19 protein-coding genes are annotated in these 20,430 nt (G+C 37.9%); 18 read left to right on the top strand and 1 reads right to left on the bottom strand.

Annotated elements, in window-relative coordinates; translation table 11 throughout:
- The first annotated feature begins 26 nt into the window (after window positions 1-26).
- The 14 genes from IGI44_RS11800 to IGI44_RS11735 all read left to right on the top strand — a co-directional run bounded on the left by IGI44_RS11800 (window position 27) and on the right by IGI44_RS11735 (window position 13,748).
- Entirely contained in the window at window positions 27-797 is a 771-nt protein-coding gene (locus tag IGI44_RS11800; RefSeq protein WP_102872497.1) for a DeoR/GlpR family DNA-binding transcription regulator, read from the top strand.
- A gap of 162 nt (window positions 798-959) precedes the next feature.
- Window positions 960-1,382: a GFA family protein gene (locus IGI44_RS11795; protein ID WP_438787908.1), complete on the top strand. Its 423-nt coding sequence runs from the start codon at window positions 960-962 to the stop codon at window positions 1,380-1,382.
- A gap of 140 nt (window positions 1,383-1,522) precedes the next feature.
- Complete coding sequence (gene sufC / locus IGI44_RS11790; protein WP_016180483.1) at window positions 1,523-2,293, top strand: Fe-S cluster assembly ATPase SufC; 771 nt, start codon at window positions 1,523-1,525, stop codon at window positions 2,291-2,293.
- 13 nt (window positions 2,294-2,306) lie between these two features.
- Complete coding sequence (sufD, locus tag IGI44_RS11785) at window positions 2,307-3,584, top strand: Fe-S cluster assembly protein SufD (protein ID WP_438787907.1); 1,278 nt, start codon at window positions 2,307-2,309, stop codon at window positions 3,582-3,584.
- On the top strand, window positions 3,584-4,819 hold the full coding sequence (locus IGI44_RS11780; protein ID WP_438787906.1) for a cysteine desulfurase: 1,236 nt from the start codon (window positions 3,584-3,586) through the stop codon (window positions 4,817-4,819). The genes sufD and IGI44_RS11780 overlap by 1 nt, the downstream gene beginning before the upstream one ends.
- Window positions 4,806-5,279, top strand: a complete 474-nt coding sequence (gene sufU, locus IGI44_RS11775) for a Fe-S cluster assembly sulfur transfer protein SufU (RefSeq protein WP_438787905.1) — start codon at window positions 4,806-4,808, stop codon at window positions 5,277-5,279. Before IGI44_RS11780 ends, sufU begins: the two co-directional genes overlap by 14 nt.
- 261 nt (window positions 5,280-5,540) lie before the next feature.
- Window positions 5,541-6,935, top strand: a complete 1,395-nt coding sequence (gene sufB, locus IGI44_RS11770) for a Fe-S cluster assembly protein SufB (protein ID WP_161169054.1) — start codon at window positions 5,541-5,543, stop codon at window positions 6,933-6,935.
- Window positions 6,936-7,134: 199 nt separating this feature from the next.
- Window positions 7,135-7,482, top strand: coding sequence for a hypothetical protein (locus IGI44_RS11765; RefSeq protein WP_438787904.1), 348 nt, complete (start codon window positions 7,135-7,137; stop codon window positions 7,480-7,482).
- A 406-nt stretch (window positions 7,483-7,888) separates the two neighbouring features.
- Window positions 7,889-8,410, top strand: coding sequence for a hypothetical protein (locus tag IGI44_RS11760; protein WP_438787903.1), 522 nt, complete (start codon window positions 7,889-7,891; stop codon window positions 8,408-8,410).
- On the top strand, window positions 8,400-9,122 hold the full coding sequence (locus IGI44_RS11755) for a hypothetical protein (RefSeq protein ID WP_438787902.1): 723 nt from the start codon (window positions 8,400-8,402) through the stop codon (window positions 9,120-9,122). Before IGI44_RS11760 ends, IGI44_RS11755 begins: the two co-directional genes overlap by 11 nt.
- 1 nt (window position 9,123) lies before the next feature.
- Window positions 9,124-10,164, top strand: coding sequence for a hypothetical protein (locus IGI44_RS11750; RefSeq protein ID WP_438787901.1), 1,041 nt, complete (start codon window positions 9,124-9,126; stop codon window positions 10,162-10,164).
- Window positions 10,165-10,240: 76 nt separating this feature from the next.
- Window positions 10,241-10,921, top strand: coding sequence for a hypothetical protein (locus tag IGI44_RS11745; RefSeq protein WP_438787900.1), 681 nt, complete (start codon window positions 10,241-10,243; stop codon window positions 10,919-10,921).
- A gap of 333 nt (window positions 10,922-11,254) precedes the next feature.
- Complete coding sequence (locus IGI44_RS11740) at window positions 11,255-12,790, top strand: hypothetical protein (protein WP_438787899.1); 1,536 nt, start codon at window positions 11,255-11,257, stop codon at window positions 12,788-12,790.
- A 454-nt stretch (window positions 12,791-13,244) separates the two neighbouring features.
- On the top strand, window positions 13,245-13,748 hold the full coding sequence (locus IGI44_RS11735; protein WP_438787898.1) for a hypothetical protein: 504 nt from the start codon (window positions 13,245-13,247) through the stop codon (window positions 13,746-13,748).
- Between the two features lie 531 nt (window positions 13,749-14,279).
- Here IGI44_RS11735 and IGI44_RS11730 read toward each other — a convergent pair.
- Window positions 14,280-15,524, bottom strand: a complete 1,245-nt coding sequence (locus tag IGI44_RS11730; protein ID WP_438787897.1) for an HlyC/CorC family transporter — start codon at window positions 15,522-15,524, stop codon at window positions 14,280-14,282.
- Between the two features lie 506 nt (window positions 15,525-16,030).
- Between IGI44_RS11730 and IGI44_RS11725 the strand changes: the two genes are divergently transcribed.
- The 4 genes from IGI44_RS11725 (at window position 16,031) to IGI44_RS11710 (ending at window position 20,109) form a co-directional block, all read left to right on the top strand.
- Window positions 16,031-16,783: an SDR family NAD(P)-dependent oxidoreductase gene (locus IGI44_RS11725; RefSeq protein WP_438787896.1), complete on the top strand. Its 753-nt coding sequence runs from the start codon at window positions 16,031-16,033 to the stop codon at window positions 16,781-16,783.
- A gap of 246 nt (window positions 16,784-17,029) precedes the next feature.
- On the top strand, window positions 17,030-17,827 hold the full coding sequence (locus tag IGI44_RS11720; RefSeq protein WP_438787895.1) for an SDR family NAD(P)-dependent oxidoreductase: 798 nt from the start codon (window positions 17,030-17,032) through the stop codon (window positions 17,825-17,827).
- A gap of 20 nt (window positions 17,828-17,847) precedes the next feature.
- Window positions 17,848-19,005, top strand: coding sequence for a hypothetical protein (locus IGI44_RS11715; RefSeq protein WP_438787894.1), 1,158 nt, complete (start codon window positions 17,848-17,850; stop codon window positions 19,003-19,005).
- A 384-nt stretch (window positions 19,006-19,389) separates the two neighbouring features.
- A complete protein-coding gene (locus tag IGI44_RS11710) occupies window positions 19,390-20,109 on the top strand; it encodes a hypothetical protein (RefSeq protein WP_438787893.1) in 720 nt (239 codons plus the stop codon).
- Window positions 20,110-20,430 lie beyond the last annotated feature (321 nt).

The raw sequence follows: 20,430 nt of genomic DNA, 5'->3' as shown, positions 1-20,430 counted from the left end.
GAGAGAAGAAGTAGAGGGGGAGAAAGATGCTAAGTGCGATAGAAGATCGGCAGCAACAGATCGTCAATCACTTAAAGGTAAATCAATTTGCAACAGTGGCGGATTTGATTGATTTGGTTAATTACAGCGAGGCGACGGTCAAAAGAGATCTTGTTTTATTGGAAGAGAGTGGATTAATCAGGCGAACACGCGGCGGCGCGATGATTATTGACAACAAGAAAATTGATGTTCCTTATTTAATGAAGGTAACACGTCTAAACGAAGAGGATAACAAACAATATATTGCCGATGTTGCAGCAACATTAGTGAAGGATGATATGGTGATTTTTGTAGATTCCAGCACGACGAGTTTGCATTTGATCAAAAATTTAAGCAAGTTTGATGGGTTGCAGGTCATTACTAATGGCGTACTAACTGCGGCGATGCTAAGTGAATTTACGACAGCTCATGTATCCGTTCTAGGCGGGTCAATCGTACCCAAACGAGCTACGATCAATGGTTCTAAAGCGTACAATGACATTCTAACCTATAATGCGGATATGGCTTTTATTGGTTGTCGCGGCCTAGATTTTGATCACGGGGTGACGGAAACCCATGAAGGGGAAGCATTAATCAAAAAAGCCTTCCGCCGACAAGCCAACCATGTAGTCGTGTTAGCGACCGAAGATAAGCTGGATCATAAATATATGTATCAGGCGATTGCTTGCCATGAAATCGATTATTTAATCACCGAAAAACCAGTACTAGCAGAGAAAATGGAGAAGCTAAATCATCATCATATTAAATGCTTGTATTAATTGTCTTAAAGACGCTGGAGAAAATAGTTCTTCGGCGTCTTTTTAGTTTTATGAAAAAGGAATTTTGTATCCCAAGTCATTCTTGATACACTAGAATAAAATAATAGTTCTAAAAAGCAGCGATAGTCTTGGCTGGATCAAAAAAATTAGGAGGATTACACGATGGAATTACAGGGTCATTGTCTTTGTGGCGAGGTGCGTGTTACTATTCTTGAACTATCAGGAGAAATCACTGTTTGTCATTGTCATATGTGTCAAAAATTCTTCGGTGGGCCATTTTTGTCGTTAGCGGGTGTGTTGCCAAAGGATGTTGAGATCAATGGAGAAGAACAGATTCAACGCTATCTGTCTTCGGAATGGGCAGAAAGGGGATTTTGCAAACAATGCGGAAGCAGTCTGTTTTATCATAGCTTGGCAGATGACGAATATTATTTTCCAGCAGGCTTGTTTGATGAAATCGATCAGGCAAAGCTGACGACGGAAATTTTTTATGATCAGAAGCCGCCTTTTTTTCATTTTAAGGAGTCGACAGAAAAATTAACCGAGGAAGCGTTCTTACAAAAACTCTTTACAGATTCTGATTAGTTCAGTCGAGAAAAAGCATTTTTATAATTATTCTAAATAAAGGATAGTTTTTTAGAAGAAAATTGGTGAATCGGTTTGTATTCCATTCTCATTTAGTCTAAAATATGTGAGAACGAGAAAAAAATTTTGGAGGTACTTTCATGTCAGTTTTAGAAATCAAAGACTTGCACGTTGCCATTGACGATAAAGAAATTTTAAAAGGTGTAAACCTTGAGATGAAGACAGGCGAAATCCACGCCATCATGGGACCAAATGGGACTGGTAAGTCAACTTTATCCGCAGCAATCATGGGCAACCCAAACTATGAAGTGACGAAAGGCGAAATCCTTTTCGATGGAAAAAATATCTTAGACTTGGAAGTCGACGAACGCGCACGTCTAGGGTTATTCTTAGCGATGCAATATCCAAGCGAAATCCCGGGAATCAGTAATGCTGAATTCATGCGAGCAGCGATCAACGCTCGTCGTGAAGAAGATGAAAAAATCTCTGTGATGCAATTTTTGAAAAAATTAGATAAAAAAATGGAATTGTTGAATATGCCGGAAGAAATGGCGGAACGCTATTTAAATGAAGGCTTTTCTGGTGGGGAAAAGAAACGTAACGAAATCCTACAATTATTGATGATCGAACCTACTTTTGCAATTTTAGATGAAATCGACTCAGGACTTGATATCGATGCCTTGAAGGTCGTAGCGAAAGGGATCAATGAAATGCGTGGCGAAGAGTTTGGCGCGTTGATCATTACCCATTACCAACGTCTATTGAACTACATCGTGCCAGATGTGGTGCATATTATGATGGATGGCCGAGTAGTCTTGACTGGCGATGCAGAATTAGCGAAACGTTTAGAAGCTGAAGGCTACGCAGGTATCTCTGCTGAATTAGGTATCGATTACAAAGAAGAAGTTTAGGAGGGCAAGATAGATGAAAAAATGGACAGAATATCTTGAGGCCGTCAAAGCTTTCTCAGCCGAATGGGCCGAACCTCAATGGATGACCGATCTACGGGTCAATGCGTTAACAAAAATCGATGAGCTGCCTTTACCAGTGATTGAAAAGGTAAAATTTGCTCGTTGGAATCTTTATAATGTAAAACCTGAGCATCAAGAAGCAGCGGGGACCATTCCAAGCTTTGATCAAATGAAGGACAATCCGATGATCGTGCAAAGTGGGGAGACGACTGTTTTCGAACAAATCTCACCAAAGCTTGCAGATCAAGGCGTGATCTTCACTGATTTAGTGACAGCGATGCAAGAGCATCCTGAATTAGTCAAAGAATACTACATGCAAAAAGCAGTACCCGTTGAAGAAAATTCATTGACGGCGTTACATGCCGCTTTCATGAACAATGGGATCTTCCTATATGTACCGAAAAACGTCGTGATCGAAGAACCAATCGAAAGTCTCTTCTTGCATAACGGCGATGACGATGCGCATTTCTTCAAGCACGTCCTAATCGTAGCTGAAGACAATAGTGAGTTCTCTTACTTAGAACGTTTTGAATCACAAGGCGAGACAGCGAAGAAACTTTCTGGGAACGTAGTGGTCGAAGTGATCACGAAACCAGGTGCTCGTGTGAAATTCTCAGCGGTAGATTCAATGGGAGCAAACATCGCGACTTATATGAACCGGCGTGGTTACCTAATGCGCGATTCTATGATTGATTGGGCAATCGGAATCATGAATGATGGCAATGTGATCGCAGACTTTGATTCTGATTTGGTGGGTGAAGGCTCGCATTCAGAAGTCAAGATTGTAGCGATTAGTGACGGCAAACAAATTCAAGGGATCGATACTCGTGTAACCAATAAGGCCCCACATACGATCGGGCATATTTTACAACACGGCGTTATTCTTGATAAATCCACCTTGACCTTCAATGGGATCGGGCATATCTTAAAAGGAGCGAAGGGCGCCGATGCACAACAAGAAAGTCGTGTATTGATGCTGTCTGAGAAATCTCGCGGCGATGCCAATCCGATTCTTCTGATCGATGAAAATGAAGTTACTGCCGGACACGCGGCCAGTGTTGGTCGCGTTGACCCAGATGAACTCTTCTATTTAATGAGTCGCGGACTAGAACGCGCGGCAGCGGAGCGTTTGGTTATTCGCGGATTCTTAGGACCTGTTATTACTGCTATTCCAGTCAAAGCCACTCAAGAGCAACTGATCGATACGATCGAAGGGAAGTTGAGTAAATAATGAGGGATTTTTCTACTATTAGAAAAGATTTTCCGATTCTTTTCCAAGAAGTAAATGACGAACCACTTGTTTATTTAGACAATGCGGCAACTACACAAAAGCCGACGCAAGTCTTAGATGTTTTGCGCTATTATTATGAACATGACAATGCCAATGTTCACCGTGGGGTGCATACGTTAGCTGAACGGGCGACAGCCGATTATGAAAATAGTCGCGAAAAAGTCCGAGCCTTTATCAATGCGAAGGAAACAGCAGAAGTCTTGTTCACGCGTGGAACGACCACCGGCTTGAACTGGTTGGCTCGCAGTTATGGCGATGCTTTCATTAAAGAAGGCGATGAGATTGTCATTTCTTACATGGAGCATCATTCCAATATTATTCCGTGGCAGCAATTAGTCGAACGCAAAGGTGCAGTTCTGCGTTATTTGCCATTAACGGATCAAGGCTTCATTGATATGGCAGCCGCAAAAGACATCATTAACGAAAAAACAGCGATCGTTTCATTAGCCTACGTGTCAAACGTGCTGGGTGTGATTAATCCGATCAAAGAATTAGGAGAAATGGCTCATGCCAATAACGCGGTAATGATCGTGGACGGTGCGCAAGCTGCTCCACATATGGCTGTTGATGTTCAAGCACTTGATGCCGATTTCTTTGCTTTTAGCGGGCATAAGATGTGCGGACCAACGGGAATCGGTGTATTATATGGCAAACGTCAATGGCTAGAACAGATGGAACCGGTAGAATTCGGCGGTGAGATGATTGATTTCGTCAATCTGTTTGATAGTACCTGGAAAGAACTGCCATGGAAATTCGAAGCAGGCACACCGAACATCGCAGGAGCTATCGCTTTAGGCGCAGCGGTTGATTACTTGAACGAGATTGGGATGGAGAACATCCATCGCTACGAACAAGAATTGGTTGAATACGTCTTACCGAAGCTGCATGAGATCGACGGGATCACGACTTATGGACCACAAGATCCAAAACATCATACCGGTGTGATTGCCTTTAATCTGGATGGCATCCATCCTCATGACGTAGCGACTGCTTTAGATATGGAAGGGATCGCGGTGCGTGCTGGTCATCACTGTGCGCAACCGTTAATGAATTATTTGAATCTGCCAGCGACGGCGCGGGCTAGCTTCTATTTCTACAATACGAAAGAAGATGCGAACCGTTTGATCGAAGCAATCAAGGCGACGAAGGAGTTTTTCAAAGATGGCGCTATCTAAATTAGACAATTTATATCGGCAAGTGATCTTGGACCATTCCTCTCATCCACACCATCGCGGAAAACTAAGTGATTCTACGAAAACGATCGAGATGAACAATCCAACCTGCGGCGATGTGATCGAGCTTGAATTGATCGTTAAAGATGACGTGATCACAGACATTGCCTTTTCCGGCAGCGGCTGCTCGATTTCAACTGCCAGTGCATCGATGATGACGGATGCGGTAATCGGCAAGCCAGTCTCAGAAGCAGAACATTTAGCGGTGATTTTTGCCCAAATGGTGCAAGGCAATGAGATCCCTGAAAAAGACGAAGAAGCATTGGGCGATGCAGCGATGCTTAGCGGGGTCGCAAAATTCCCAGCCCGCATCAAATGCTCAACGTTAGCGTGGAAAGCCTTAGGCAAAGCGCTGACCGATGAACAAGGTAAAGCTCGGGAAGGGCAATATCATAAAGATTAGTAAGATAAATACATTAATACGAATAAGGATGCCAGTTGCGAGTTCCACTTCGTATTTTTAATACGTTAGTGGAATCGTATGCCAACGACAATCAGAAAATTTGTTTCAAATTTTCACCTTTACATTAGAGTTGGCTCCTCTTTTCGCAGTTTATTTTTTTGAACGACTACATTTATAGAGGAATGGTATACGGCATGAGAATCAAACTTATTTTTTTGAAGGAAAAATAAATACATTAATACGAATAAGGAGCGGGACTACATGAGTGTACCTGAAATGCAAGAGGAATATCAATTTGGCTTCCACGATGATATCGAACCCGTCTTTACCACTGGTGAAGGTCTATCGGAAGAAGTCATTCGCGAGATCTCCCGCGCAAAAGGAGAACCAGAATGGATGTTGGATTTCCGCTTGAAATCCTTAGAAACATTCAGAAAATTAGAGATGCCCGGTTACGGACCAGATTTATCCGAACTGGATTACGATAAAATCAACTACTTCATCCGTTCCAGCGACAAACCTGCTCGTGATTGGGATGATGTACCAGAAGAAATCAAAACGACTTTTGAACGTCTAGGGATTCCAGAAGCAGAACGTGCTTACTTAGCTGGTGCTTCTGCCCAATACGAATCAGAAGTGGTGTACCACAACATGAAGGACGAGTTCACTAAATTAGGGATCGTCTTTACCGATACAGACTCAGCTTTGAAGGAATACCCTGAATTGTTCAAGGAATACTTCGGAACATTAGTACCGCCATCAGATAACAAGTTGGCTGCGTTGAACTCTGCAGCTTGGTCAGGCGGAACCTTTATCTATGTACCAAAAGGTGTGAAAACCGATATTCCGATCCAGTCCTACTTCCGAATCAACTCGGCGAATACCGGACAATTCGAACGGACATTGATTATCGTGGACGAAGGCGCAAGTATCAATTATGTTGAAGGCTGTACCGCACCAACGTACTCTTCTGACAGCCTGCATGCCGCAGTCGTAGAAGTTTTCGTAAAAAAAGACGGCTACTGCCGTTACACGACGATCCAAAACTGGTCAAACAACGTCTACAGTTTGGAAACCAAACGTGGACAAGCCCAAGAAAACGCGACAATGGAATGGGTCGACGGCAACTTAGGCTCAAAAGTAACCATGAAATACCCAAGTGTCTACATGGAAGGCAAAGGCGCCCGCGGTACGATGTTATCGATCGCCGTAGCCGGCAAGAACATCGTGCTAGATAACGGTGCCCGCATGATCCATAATGCACCGAACACCTCCAGCTCGATCGTTTCAAAATCCATCGCCAAAGATGGCGGCGCGGTAGACTACCGCGGAACCGTTCGTTTTGGACGAAACAGTGCAGGTTCATTCAGCCACATCGAATGTGATACGATCATCATGGATGATCAATCCAGTTCGGATACAATTCCTTATAATGAAATCTTAAATGGAAATGTATCTTTAGAGCATGAAGCGAAGGTTTCGAAAATCTCTGAAGAACAATTGTACTATCTAATGAGTCGCGGCATTTCTGAACAAGAAGCGACAGAGATGATCGTTATGGGATTCGTGGAACCATTTACGAAGGAATTACCAATGGAATACGCTGTGGAGTTGAACCGTCTGATTCAGTATGAGATGGAAGGGTCTGTGGGGTAATACTCGAACCATTTTAAGCTAGAAACCTTGATGTATGGGTTTCTAGCTTTTTTAGTATTAGTTGGAGGAGCAAACGTAAATGTAAGTCCTAAGAAATAACTTAGGAATCAAACAATAATATAGTAATCGGATTGACTAAGTCGATTTGGTTGTATAATAGAAAATATTATTGTTACAAATTTAGGAGGAAAACCAAAACATGACAAGAGCAGGAATAGAAACTCTATTTGATAGAATTACTTATATTAATACTGCCATTGAGAAAAGTAAAGATAAAGATATTTTTATTTTAATTGAGCACTCTTTTTATATGCCTTACATCACACTTTTATACAATACAGATTTCAATATTTTATCGAGTAAGTTAGAAACCATACTAAAAGAGCGCAGCAGTAAATACAGAGATGTTAAAGATTTTGAAACCTTGAGTAACAATTCAGGAGAACTTATTGCATACAGAGGTTATTGGACTGGTGAAGATAACGAAGATCCTAATTACTATTTTTATGAAGGTGGAATTATTAAAGCAAGTGAGTATAGAGACTAATCGAACTATATTAGTATTGGTGGATTTACTAATGTATATGATGAAACTATGGGATACTATAACTAATAAAGGCTTACTGATATAAAGATTAAAAGATCTGCTTTAATTGACTAAAACGCCATACTTTATATGAAGTGTTCTGCGAGATAGAAAAGTTAAAATCTTCCGAAACGTTGAAATGTGAACGCTTCGTCTTTTTATTTTGTATTCATGTCCCGGAATTCACAGTAAACTATCTTGTTGATTATTCTAGTTATGGCATGATTTCTTTATAAGATTAACAATAAAGAGGGCTTATTTTAGCTCTCAAGGTGTGTTAATCTTGAATAAGAAAAATATTTGATTCTACTAATGTAAAATGATTAGACTCATTTTGGTTATGAAATTTCATTGAAAGGAGAAAGCTATGGAATTTTTTAAGGTGCTTACTCAAACAAATTTCAATACAAGCTCTTTTTCAAAAAAACATAACATTTCAAAAATGATTGTTGGTAATAGTGGATACTCGTTTGCATTGAAATATTCCCCTAATGAATATCAAGCTTTGCTGTCTGATGAGGACTTTTATAATTTTCTTATAGAAATGTCTATTAAGCAATTGTTGATGTCTAATTGGAAATTTATTCAACTTGCAATTTCAGCAAAGAATTTACGAATTGAGCTAGTTGATTGTGAACTATTTGATGATGATATAGGCAATTATTTACAGGAAGAGGATTTTGATTTTTCGCTTTTCCTTCAATTAATTTCTGAATATGATTTTCGAATAAGTAAACTTTTCTTCAGAACTAATAGTCAATGTATGATCGTTATTATGAATAATGGAGTAATCGGACTTGATGAAGAGATTTTGGATAAAGAGTATGAAATTATCGCTCAATTATTAGATTTTCTAAGTTACGGAAAGGTGATAATACATGAAAAGTAATTTATGGTCATTATTCAAAACTTTTTTAGTAACGATAATTACAGCGTTTATTGTGACGAATGAAAAAAATCCAATTTACTCTTTTTTAGATAATATTGAAATTAAAAATGAAGTTTTTAGGAAAAGTTTTTTGAGTGCTGCAGTAGCTTTGTTGATAGGTGTAATCGGATTGTTCATTGTGGCTTTTTTTCAATGGATGTGTCTGACCTTCTCAAAAATAGAGTTGGAAATGGAAATCAAGCAAAATAATAGGAAACTATCAAAGATAGTTTTTACACCGGATAGTAACAATGAATATCCGAAGGAGACAATTAATTTGGAAGTCAAAATGCATCCTAAAGGTAAGGTTTCTAATATTGTAGCGAAATGGTTCGATGTTAATTTAGAAATTTATTTTAATCCAAATGTTATCGATGTTTCTCTGGCTGAGCAGTGGGAACAAGCAAGTTTAAATGGATTTGCAGTCTCGGAGAGATGCATAAAAGTTCACATATTAAAACCAATGAATATTCAAGGAGAAAAGTTTCTAACTACTGAGCACACTATGTCTGAAAAAATCGAAATAAAGCCTATTAGAGTAAAAAAACAATCTACATACTTGGATTATTGCCCGACATTTGGTAATGGAAATTTTTTCCTCAATAGGCTGGCGAAACGTTTTCTGAAGGTTAAATACAATCAGTTTAAAATTGATTGTGAGGAGGGACTATAAGTTGAGCAGCGCTAAGATAATTTGCAAGCTTTATAAACTAAAGGAAATGACTTCTCTTTCTAACGTTAAATCTAAAATACTTAACAGATCTGAAACCGAGAAAGTTATTCTAACAAGAAAAGATAAAAAAAACGGAATTGTTTTGCATGGTGATGATGCAAAATTCAATTATACTTGGGACAAGTTTTCGGATGTTGAAACTTTAGAGACTGCTACTGTAAAAGAGGAAGAAAATAATCAAGAAAAAAAACTTCAGTTTATAAAAGCAATAGCCAATATAGAATACTCCAAACAAAAAAAACGAGATTCAAATGGAGCCTATTTACCTAAACAACAAAGAACCAACGAGGTCCAGGTTGACGTATACTTTATAGACATTGATGATAATATTTACGCTGTTATTTGTTCGTCTCAAATTGTGTATGTTAATCGTGTAAAAAAATTAATTGGACGAGAAAATTTCTCATCAAATAATCCCAATTATTCTTTTAAAAATGACTTTTTTAATTGGTTATTCTATCAATTTGATGAAAGCAATGGAGTTTTGGGAGACCAATTTTTTCTGAAGGGAATTGGCGGATTTATGGGTAATATAACTGATGAACAAAATACTTTTAAAGGAGTTTCTCAACAAACCTCTGAGCTAATAATCACTAAGGCATTTATCAGTAATGGTGAGACTTTAAAAAATATAACGGCTAGAATAAAAAAGGATAATGAAATAGATATTGTCTTTGGAATTGATGATAAATGTAACACTGTAATTTATGTTAATCAATCAAGGAAACTTCTTATACTTGATAGCGTGGAAACTTCAAGCTTCCTTCTAGTTTATCTGTATGGTTACTTGATACCTAAGTTAAGACTACTCTATGTTTCAGAAGAAGAATCATTTGCAAATGAGGATAAAGGAAACTTCAGTAAAAAAATAGGATTACAAGTAATCCGGTCGATCATCAACAATAATAATATTGATTTAAGTGAATTAAGAGGATTTTATGAACTAGAAGAAAACTTCGAGAATGAGAAGCAGATTCAATAAATCATGTTCTGTGAGATATAAACTATTTTTTCAAAGGTTAGTAAAGTGTGGATATTTGTAGAAAAGGGAGTTTATTATGATTAATAAAAAGAAAACGGTTATGTCTGATGGAAAGAGTGTTGACAAAAAGATAGAGAAACGTCTTGCGAAGTTTATTGAGAAAAAAAAAGAAAGCATTGTTTACAGAGGTGTAACCAATGAGTATGGCTCAGTAGAATTTACAACATTGATTTCAGATGTTGGGGAAAAAGGAAAATATTTTAAACAAACTTTATTAAACGAAGGCATTGAATATTTTGAAAAACTGAATATCAATGAAGATTCAATGAATGATTTTGACATAAAAAGTCATGCTAATAGTTCACCGAAATTATCAAAATATGTCTCCACGACAAAAGAATTTGAGGTTGCTAAGGAGTTCGCTCTTATGAAAAAAAACGAGATGCAAAACTCATATATAATACTAGCATACTATGATAGGGAAAATGATAAAGGACAATTTAAAGTTTTAACACAAACTTATACTCAGCACGCTTCTGAAAAGGAAACAACTTTTTTTCACGCCATTTTTGCTGATAGAATAATTGGGGTATTCAGTTTGGATGAGAGTGGGGAGTTCACTATTTTTAATATTAACCCCAATTTGCACCAACGTCTGATAAAAAAGGTTCCTAATTCATTTGAGGTTGACCAAACAAAATTCGACCAACATAAAGAGTTGTTAGGATATAAACATGAAACATGGAAAATGAATTAAGTGACTAAATACTATTTTTGAAATGGTTCCTCAAATGCATTTAGTTGAGGGCTATTTCATACACCATGTTTAAATATCATTGATGCTTCTTTTAAAAATAAAGCTCCGAAATGTGAAAAAATTTTCGTGACTTTTTTCATTTTATTCTTGTAAACCTTTACTAGAGTTGTAAAGTAATTTATATCATAGTGAACTAGGCATCTTTTCGGTACTTTATTTGATTACTTCAAATTAATATTAGGATAACGAAAACCATTTTATTTTGTCAGAAATATCGATCTTGAATGAAAAAATGATATCAATAATATAAAAATCAAAAAAGGAGGGGACTAGTTGATTACTTATAAGCAGGAGAAAAAAGAGGAATCACGACTAAGGATTTGGAAGAAAGCCATTTCTACATTAACTAATAATCGAGAAAAAGAAACACTGATTAATGAAAATGTAATTCGTGAAATGTGGCACTATACATTTGAACAATCAGTTAGCACAAAACGATTATCGGATTATTTTAGTATAGACAGCAGTATTTTAGCTGATTTCTGTGGCTTTATTAACCGTACAAATGAGACTAAGTATCCAGAAGATTTGAAAATCATATATTTTTGTGGTCCTGAACCTGAGAATGATTTGAACATTATGCTAAAACTTGGAGTTAAAATTGAGAATATTTGTGCAATTGAACAGGAAAATACTCTATATAATAAGGCAATTAGAAATGTTAAGGAGAAATTTCCTACCTTAAAAATATACAAAATGAGATTTAAAAATTTTTGCGAAAGCTTTCCTAAGCAAAAGTTTGATATTATATATCTTGACTTTACTGCGAGTTTATTTAATACAAATAATGTAGAAACGATTCATTACGTTTTTGATTATAATATGCTGGAGAACTTTGGGATATTAGTGACAAACAATTCAGTTCCTTCAAAAGAAGATATCAAGAAGAATAGTGAAAAATATAATGAATTATTAACTTCTTTTTTTGTCAAGCAAGAAAAGATAGAGCCTGCTATTATTGGTGAAGAAGGTTGCTATGCAGTCCTTTCCGCTGAATATAAAGATAATAAAGCTGCTCTTCTTCCTGATATTAAGAAATTTTTTTATCAAGCTTACTCTTCATTTTGTACATTATACCCAATTTTCTATTCAAATCATGTTTCGCCCGTATATAAAATATTTAAGAATAAAATTCTAAGCTCTTTTTTGATTGACGAAAATAAGGTTGGGGTTGAACTTTCTAAAAATTATAGAGGAGAAAAAATGTCCTCGTATTTTGTGCATAATTTGATTAGTGAATGGAAAAATAAAAATGCAATGTACGAGAATAAGGAGTCAGGGACTCAAAGAAATAGAATACAAAGCATTGATATAGTTGCCGAAATTTTAAATAGTTCTTTTTATGAACTGAATTGCACATTTGTAGCTGAACCATTTAAAAATGCTATTGAAAGCTCATATAAGATAATGAATATATTTGAGGAGAAAAGATTTTTTTGTGATATTGTTTTTTTGCGAACACTAGTTGAATTCACGATTTTTCAGTTAGGTTATCCATATCACGTGAACTATACAAATCATGAACGCTTTTCTTATAGATCAAAAGTAAATGAAATGAATGTTGATATATTTACTTTTGACTCTTGTCGTTCAATATATGATTGGTATCCGTTATTTGAATTATATGAAAACAACATAAATCTAGTAGAAAAGCAAATTATTTTAAGAATGTGTCTAGATTTAATAAGTGGTAAACAGGCCACTAATGCTCCGATAGGAAACTACAAAGATGCTTGTAATATGATTGCAGTGAATGAACCATTTAAAATGAAATTTTTTTCAGGATTTACACCCAGAGAGTATATCTAATAGATAGTGATGTTTTTAGTTTAGATAAGATTTCTAGTTGATATTGCATGACAATAATTATTCAAAAGTACAAAAAATGAACACCACAGTGAGTACTGTTTTGTCGATTTTAACTGAGATCATTGATTTTCAGCGAATACGATTGCTATTATAATCTGAATTATTAAATGAAAGGTTCTGTGGAGAATATCATAGTTACTGCTCGAAATGTTGACAAATAAACTTTTCTAATACGGAAGTTTATTTGCCTCTCCCACAACCTCAGGGATTGCGGGATGTATTGCGAAAGAACGGTTCTTTCTAATCTTCACACTTTTACTCTTTTTCATTTTTTGACGAGGTAAGTCTTTATTAATATGAAACGTTGACATGGAGCTATTTGTTATATTGGGAAAAGAAGTTAAAAATTTACTTTTTTGGTACAATTGAAGAAAAATATAAATGGAGTAAATTTATGATTGTAGCTATAAAAGAATTAATAAATGAGATTTTGGATAAGATGCAATATTTATTGGTTGTACTAACAGCATTTTGTTTTTTTGTTTCAATATTTTCTATACCTAGTAATATTTTGAATCACCAGTATATAAAATTTTGGTTTCCAAATAGCTTGTTGAGTAATTCCAATATAGATTTAATTCTATATTTTTTAAGTTTCCATGGCTTTTTATGGTTTTTATTCTGTATTATGGTGGCGATAAATCATTACTTTCCATTGTTTTGCTTAAATTTAATTTTTCTCTTGAAAAGAGTTTTAGAAGTTATAGGGAGTATTTTAATGATTGCTGTGGAATATGGGTTTATTTTCATCAATGTTAGAGGAGTTAGCTTAGAAGCGATGGTGTACAAGATAGAGGGTGTAGCTCACCCATTTTTATTTTATATAGGATTAGCAGTCCCTGTTGCGTTGTTAACACTAACAATAGGGAGCATGATTTACATTCCCTCACAAGAATAATAGCCCATGTGTAACAAGAATTTTTTGAAAGTTCTCTAGTAAAAAAGATATCTATTGTAAATATAGAAGCGAATATATGTTTTTCTAAATGATTACTATTAAGGTTTAGTTGTTGATGTAACAATAATCGTGGGCGTTTGAATAGAAAACCTTTAATGAAGGGCAGTGTGAGGTAAAAATTAAGTATAGTACCGATACATTTATTTAAAACGCTAGTAACTAATTATTGAGGAAATTGCATCAAAAAATAGTGATAAAAATTGAAACAAATTTTTAAAATGAATATGAAATCAATATCAAATAAACGCAAAATATTTACAGGTATTTTGCGTTTTTTTGATATTGATTAATATTACTTACATTCCTAAGAGATTACTTATTGAAGAGCACAGAGTGCAATGATCTATTCTGTATGGTCGATTTTTTTATAAATGGTTTCACAATTATTTTTTGGACTCTATCTAAAAAATACTAAATTTATCTCAAAATCTTCTTCATCCCAACAATCCTTTACAACCTAACAACATCCACTTACCCTTCCTCAACAACCGGCTCAATCACCACTTCTTCAATCCTACGATTCCGCATCTTCGAAATAGTGATCTTCAATCCATCCAACTGAATCGTTTCGCCTTCCATGGGGATTCGTTCGATTGACGCTAAGATATAGCCGGCGACGGATATGGAGTTTGTGGTATTTGTGATATTGAAAAGCTCTTCCAGGCAATCGAAGTCTGAGCGTCCATTTACTAGGAAGCTGCCATCTGCCAGCTTGTAATAATCCAGTTTCTTATTATCGTATTCATCCCAGATTTCCCCGACCAATTCTTCGATGATATCTTCTAGTGTAACGAGGCCGGCGGTTCCGCCGTATTCATCGATAATGATGGCTATATGGATTTGATCGGTTTGGAATTTTTTCATCAGCTCGGAAATTTTCATGCTTTTTGGGATGAAGCTGATTGGTTTGACGATATCTTCGATTCTTTTTTCACCTTTTAGCACATGGTAATAAAAATCTTTTTGATTCACCACACCGGTCACATCATCGATGCTATCTTGGCAATAGGGCAGGCGAGATAGGCCGGAGGATTCAAAAATTTCGGCTATTTCTTCGGTACTCTTTTTACTGTTAATGGAAATGATATCGGTACGGGGCACAAAGATTTTTTGTACCTCCAAATCGTTAAATGCGACCACACTTTTGATCAGAAGCTCGTCATCTGCATCGATCGAACCCTCTTGCGCTGCTTCCTCCACAAGAATCAGCAATTCATCTTCGGTGATGGAAGGGGTGGCTTCTTTGTTGGGTATCAGCTTCATCAGACCAGTTTTCAAGACAGAGAAAAAGAGCGTCAGTGGATAAAATATTGTCACCAAAACTTTCAATGGACGGGCAACGGCAAGCGCGAAAGTCTCAGGTGCTTCTTTTGCCAATGTTTTGGGAAATATTTCTCCAAAGGTTAAAACCAAAATCGTCATCACAACCGTCGATAGTGTCACACCGATGTTGCCAAAATAGCGTACAAACAGGACGGTCGCAATCGATGAGCTTGCGATATTCACGATATTGTTCCCGATCAGGATCGCTGATAATAGGCGATCGAAATTATGAAACAATTCTAAAACGTTCCTTGCTTTATCATTTCCTTCCTCTGCCAGTTTAGTGATCCGAATGCGATTCAATGAAGAATAGGCCGTTTCACTCGAAGAAAAGAACGCTGACAGCGCCAGCAATATTACCAATACAACCATCATGACACTTAGATTATCCAAAAAGGTTCCTCCTTATATTTTTCAACCAATGTAAAAAAGCACCCTGTATGCCAACAGCGCACGTTAAAATCATTATTAGTAAATACACGATTATTTTTTTCTATACACAACGAGTCCTCGTCGTCCAAAATATCATTTCTCCTAACTTAGCTAAAAATCTCTTTAATTAACCGTATCGTAGTCCAAATTGAATGTCAAGATAGGATTTAATCACAAATAGACAGGTTAAGAAAACGGCTATTACTTCAGAATTTTTCATTCAGCCAGCTTTTTACAAGAACGAACGTCAATAAGCAAAAATAGTGTGCCTTTTTCATGAAGGCGTTTTCTAATCACCCTGATTAGTGCTATCATTGTAGTAGTAACGTAGTATCCCCCAAACTTTATTCGATTCATCAAGACATCTGTCTGCAACTAAAATCCAACAAGAGTCTCTAATTGAACAAATTTAACTGTCCTATTTTCATTTGAAGTTTTTTTTGCTTTTTGAAAAGGGAGGTAGAACGATGTTCCAAGATTACAAAGTTGTGATTACTGGTGCGACTTCTGGTATTGGTCTGGCTACGGCTCGGCTGTTTATCAAGGAGGGCGCGACAGTGATTGGGATCGGTCGGAATTTTAGCAAGACGAAGGATTTAGGTGATCGGTTTATTCCTCGGACCTGTGATGTGCGGGATGCCGATGAGATAGTAAAGACGTGTGAATTTATCAAAGAAACGTTTGACAATGAGTTGGATGTGTTTGTTAACAATGCGGGTTTTGGTGAGAATACCACGATTCGCGATGTGACGGTCGATCAATTTGATCGCTGCTTCAGTCTTTTACTGCGGGCACCGATGCTGTTTGCCAAAGAATTGTATCCTCTTTTATTAAATGCTCCGAAAAACAACGCAAGTATTATCAACACCGCTTCTGCAGCCAGTCGAACAGTTAGCTCCGAAAATCCCTTGTATAATCTAGCGAAAAACGCCGTGGTGCTGTATACCAAGCAGCAAGCCCAGGGCTTTATTGGCGTGCGCTGCAATAGTGTCTCGCCGGGCTTTATCCAAACACCGATCTTCCAACGAGAGGGTGTCAATATGGTGGAAGCTGATGTTTTGGCGATGTATGATCAAATGGCGCAAATTACCTGCGGACGAACAGGGAAACCAGAAGAAGTAGCGGATTTGATCGCGTTTCTAGCCTCGAAAGATGCAGCACAGTACATCAATGGCGCCGATGTCTTGATCGATGGCGGCTTGATGACGGTCAGTAATTAATGCCAGTTCCACTTTACGCAGTTTAAATTAAAGAAAAAAGTTTAGTGGTTTAGTGGAATGGTATGCGTGACGAAACTAAGACTCATTTTTGAAAAAAATGAATTCCTTAAAATGAGGTAGATGCCAGTTCCACTTTTTGCAGTTTATTCAAAATATGAACGTTTAGTGGAATGGTATGCGTGACGAAAATAAAACTCATTTTGAAAAAAATGAATTCCTTAAAATGAGGTAGAAGGAGGATTCAACATGTTAAAAGATTCTATCGTAATGATTACTGGCGCGACTTCTGGCATCGGTTTGGCGACAACGAAGGAGTTTCTGGATCAGGGGGCAACGGTAATCGGGATTGGGCGAAATTTCAGCCGAACGAAGGAGTTAGGCGAGAACTTTTTGCCGGTTAAATGTGATGTGACGGATGAGGAGCAGATCAAAGCAGCGGTGGCTTTTGCGAAGGAAAAATTCGGTAGATTAGACAGCTTGATTTGCAATGCGGGTTCAGCGATCGTGGGTACGGTTGAAGAGGTGGATTCGGGTGAGTTTGAACGGGCTTTTCAATTGTACGTGCTGCATGCCGCTCTGTTTACTAAATATTGTGTGCCGCTTTTACGCAAGTCGAAAAATCCGAGTATCACCCACACCGCCTCGGTGGCTTCCTTCATGATTGGCGATTCGGTTCCTTATAATGTCTTGAAGGCTGCATTATTGAATTACACGCGGCAAAGTGCGGCGGCGTTGTTAAATAATAATCCAGCGGATATGTTTGGACGACCTAAAGCAGTGACGGAGATCGATGAAGGCGACAATACCTTCATTCGGGTAAACGCGGTTTGTCCGGGATTGATCCGCACTAATTTGATGCCGGATCAAGCATGGGAGATGTTGGGAACCGAATCAGCGTTGAAGGCGATCCCGAGTCGGCGGATCGGCGAGGATTGGGAGCCAGCGAAATTATTTGCCTTCTTGGCATCGGCTAAAGCTAGCTTTATCACTGGTGCGACCATCACGATCGACGGCGGCTGGTATACGACACATGCACGAGTATAAAAGAAAGTGAGGAATCATAAATGAAAGAAAGATATGCACCATTATTTGAACCGATTGGATTGAAGCATGGCGGACGTTTGGAGAATCGTTTCGCGATGTGTCCGATGGTGGTTTTCGCAGCTGATCCAGCAACGGGGCAACCAACGGAGGAGGATATCAAGTACTTTGAGCGGCGCAGTAAGTTTGCGAATTTGCTGATTACTGGTGCGATCACGGTTCAGGAAAATATCCAAGGACATCCGAAACAATTGTCCATTTTTAACGATGAAGCAATTGATGCTTACAGCAAATTAGCTGCGGCCATGAAGAGCAATGGCAGCAAAGCGATTGGTCAGATTCAGCATCCGGGACGTGAAGGCGCGTATGGCTGCTATGTCACTGGAAAGGCCTATGCACCAAGTGCGATCGAATTTCCATTTTTGCAATACAAGGTAACCGAATTAACAGAAGATGAAGTCTGGCAAGTGGTGAAGGATTTTGGCTTAGCTGCGCAGCGCTTGCTGAAAGCCGGCTTTGACGGTGTGGAGATTCACGGGGCAAATCACTATTTGATCCAGCAGTTTTTCTCTAGCTATTCAAATCAACGGACGGATTATTGGGGCGGCTCGTTTGAAAAACGAATGAACTTTGCCATTGAAGTGACGAAAGAAGTTTTGAAAGTCGCGCGAGCAGAAAATCCTGAGGCGATTGTCGGCTATCGAATTTCACCGGAAGAGATTCATGGGGAGATGGTCGGGTATGACTTAGATGATTCATTGAAGTTGATCGATAAGCTGTTGGAACAGGACCTCGATTTTCTTGATTTATCTTCAGCAGCAGGCGGAAACTTTGGTAAAGATGCTTATAAGGCGATGCCGCAAAGAGGCGGTTTTACTGAGCCAGTCAGCTTAGTGATCAAGAAGTTTGTGTCAGGCAGAGTGCCAGTGGTTATTTCAGGGACGATTCGTTCAGCTGATGAGGCCTTGGATGCACTGAACTACGGCGATGTGGCGTCGATGGGTGTGGCAGCATTATCTGATCCAGACTTCAAAGAAAAAATCTTAGCAGATAAAGAAGAGACGATCCACATGAATGTCAAAGGACATACGGAGGATTTGGAATTGCCGCCAGGCTTGATTGAAGTCTATACGGCAGGGATTGGATTGCCGCAGGTTGAAGGGTTGATAGAAAAAGAATAAAGAAAGACCGTTACGCAGAAGCTCTTAAAGCCTCTGAACCTGTTTACAACAACATGAAATAGGAGTGAACACCATTGTCTACAGCTCGCAGACAATGGTGTTTTTCTGGTGAAATATTTGTTTATTTCAAATATTACAAATAAAACAATTATCCAAAAAGTTCAGGAGGTCTTTCTTATAGAGACAATAAATGATATAATAAAAAACGTTATTAAACGCTAAAATATCTGTTTCGTTATAAAAAAGTCATTTTATTGATTAAATATGCTAGAAATAATTTCTGGGGTATTTAGCGAATAAAGCGAGGAGGGAAAGTAACTTAATTTTAGGGGTTTGGGAGAAAAAATATAAGGAGAAGCATTCAATTTGAATGTGTGGTGAAAAATGATTTCAGAAAAACAAAAATTAGCGATTGTTGCTTTAGCCGTTCTATTGGTTGGGGAAGTCATTGCGGTGATCAGTATCGGTCTGATTTATTTCAACCGAGAGTTTTTCGGCGAACACATCAATGTCATTAAAACCTTTGTCAATGCGTCAACAGCTTTCTTTGGTTGCTTCTTTTCATTTTTAGCAGCGCTATTGATGTTTCAATACTTGAAATATCGTGAAAAGCAGAAGGAAGTGCGTAAGACTGCGCGATTGTTTACGAAGCTGAAAAAGGAATATCAACATAATTATTCAGCACTAGTGGAGTTGGGTGGAGAAATCGCGAATGGCTCAACAGAACTTGCGACACTATTAAGAGAAAATCAAAAAGTACGCGATTTATTCGTACTTGGTGTTTATCGTTTAGACTTTGTAATGTATGATACCTACTATCATGATACGGATTGGCAGCTGATTCGTGAGGTCGATCGTCACAGCGAAAGTTATTTGGAGCTATTCGAACAAAGTCATCAAATCGAATACCTTTGCCAAGCGATCGTGGAAAATAAAATTCATTCAGAAGAGAGCTTGCGTCAGTTGTTAGTATTGATCACACAAAAGATCGGTACGCTGCAGCAGCATCAGCTGGAAATCGAGCTGAAGGAACGTCCAATGGAAACAGACAGCGAGACGGACTTTTCAGCAGATCCTGTCGGTGTTGAAATGGTTCAAGATTAAAAGTACAGCTTAATAAATTGATCCAATTCCGAGCGGAATCATTCGCTCGGTTTTTTCGTGTGCTACTAAAAATTCCAAAAACTCACGGAATAACGAAGAAAATGGTTCGTCAACTTTTTCAGCTAATTGACTGCCACAGTGAATCAAACTAATAGAACTCGACTGAATAAAAATCGAAAACCTTTTGTCAATTAGCGGATAGGTGCGGGAAAACCAACGATTCACATTCAAGCTTTGATGTCGAAAGCCTGCGACAATCACTTTTTGACCTGAAGTAGAACAGCCATTACTATTAAACTAGTCAAATTTTAGAAGCACCGT

The organism is Enterococcus sp. DIV0756, assembly GCF_051710745.1.
GTDB lineage: Bacteria > Bacillota > Bacilli > Lactobacillales > Enterococcaceae > Enterococcus_A.
Note: the sequence above shows the minus strand (reverse complement) of the source record. Positions and strands in the feature narration are given on the sequence as shown.

Excerpts from the sequence above, each read along its gene's own strand:
- IGI44_RS11800 (WP_102872497.1), top strand. The coding sequence starts at position 27 with ATGCTAAGTGCGATAGAAGATCGGCAGCAACAGATCGTCAATCACTTA.
- IGI44_RS11795 (WP_438787908.1), top strand. The coding sequence starts at position 960 with ATGGAATTACAGGGTCATTGTCTTTGTGGCGAGGTGCGTGTTACTATT.
- sufC (WP_016180483.1), top strand. The coding sequence starts at position 1,523 with ATGTCAGTTTTAGAAATCAAAGACTTGCACGTTGCCATTGACGATAAA.
- sufD (WP_438787907.1), top strand. The coding sequence starts at position 2,307 with ATGAAAAAATGGACAGAATATCTTGAGGCCGTCAAAGCTTTCTCAGCC.
- IGI44_RS11780 (WP_438787906.1), top strand. The coding sequence starts at position 3,584 with ATGAGGGATTTTTCTACTATTAGAAAAGATTTTCCGATTCTTTTCCAA.
- sufU (WP_438787905.1), top strand. The coding sequence starts at position 4,806 with ATGGCGCTATCTAAATTAGACAATTTATATCGGCAAGTGATCTTGGAC.
- sufB (WP_161169054.1), top strand. The coding sequence starts at position 5,541 with ATGAGTGTACCTGAAATGCAAGAGGAATATCAATTTGGCTTCCACGAT.
- IGI44_RS11765 (WP_438787904.1), top strand. The coding sequence starts at position 7,135 with ATGACAAGAGCAGGAATAGAAACTCTATTTGATAGAATTACTTATATT.
- IGI44_RS11760 (WP_438787903.1), top strand. The coding sequence starts at position 7,889 with ATGGAATTTTTTAAGGTGCTTACTCAAACAAATTTCAATACAAGCTCT.
- IGI44_RS11755 (WP_438787902.1), top strand. The coding sequence starts at position 8,400 with ATGAAAAGTAATTTATGGTCATTATTCAAAACTTTTTTAGTAACGATA.
- IGI44_RS11745 (WP_438787900.1), top strand. The coding sequence starts at position 10,241 with ATGATTAATAAAAAGAAAACGGTTATGTCTGATGGAAAGAGTGTTGAC.
- IGI44_RS11735 (WP_438787898.1), top strand. The coding sequence starts at position 13,245 with ATGATTGTAGCTATAAAAGAATTAATAAATGAGATTTTGGATAAGATG.
- IGI44_RS11725 (WP_438787896.1), top strand. The coding sequence starts at position 16,031 with ATGTTCCAAGATTACAAAGTTGTGATTACTGGTGCGACTTCTGGTATT.
- IGI44_RS11720 (WP_438787895.1), top strand. The coding sequence starts at position 17,030 with ATGTTAAAAGATTCTATCGTAATGATTACTGGCGCGACTTCTGGCATC.
- IGI44_RS11715 (WP_438787894.1), top strand. The coding sequence starts at position 17,848 with ATGAAAGAAAGATATGCACCATTATTTGAACCGATTGGATTGAAGCAT.
- IGI44_RS11710 (WP_438787893.1), top strand. The coding sequence starts at position 19,390 with ATGATTTCAGAAAAACAAAAATTAGCGATTGTTGCTTTAGCCGTTCTA.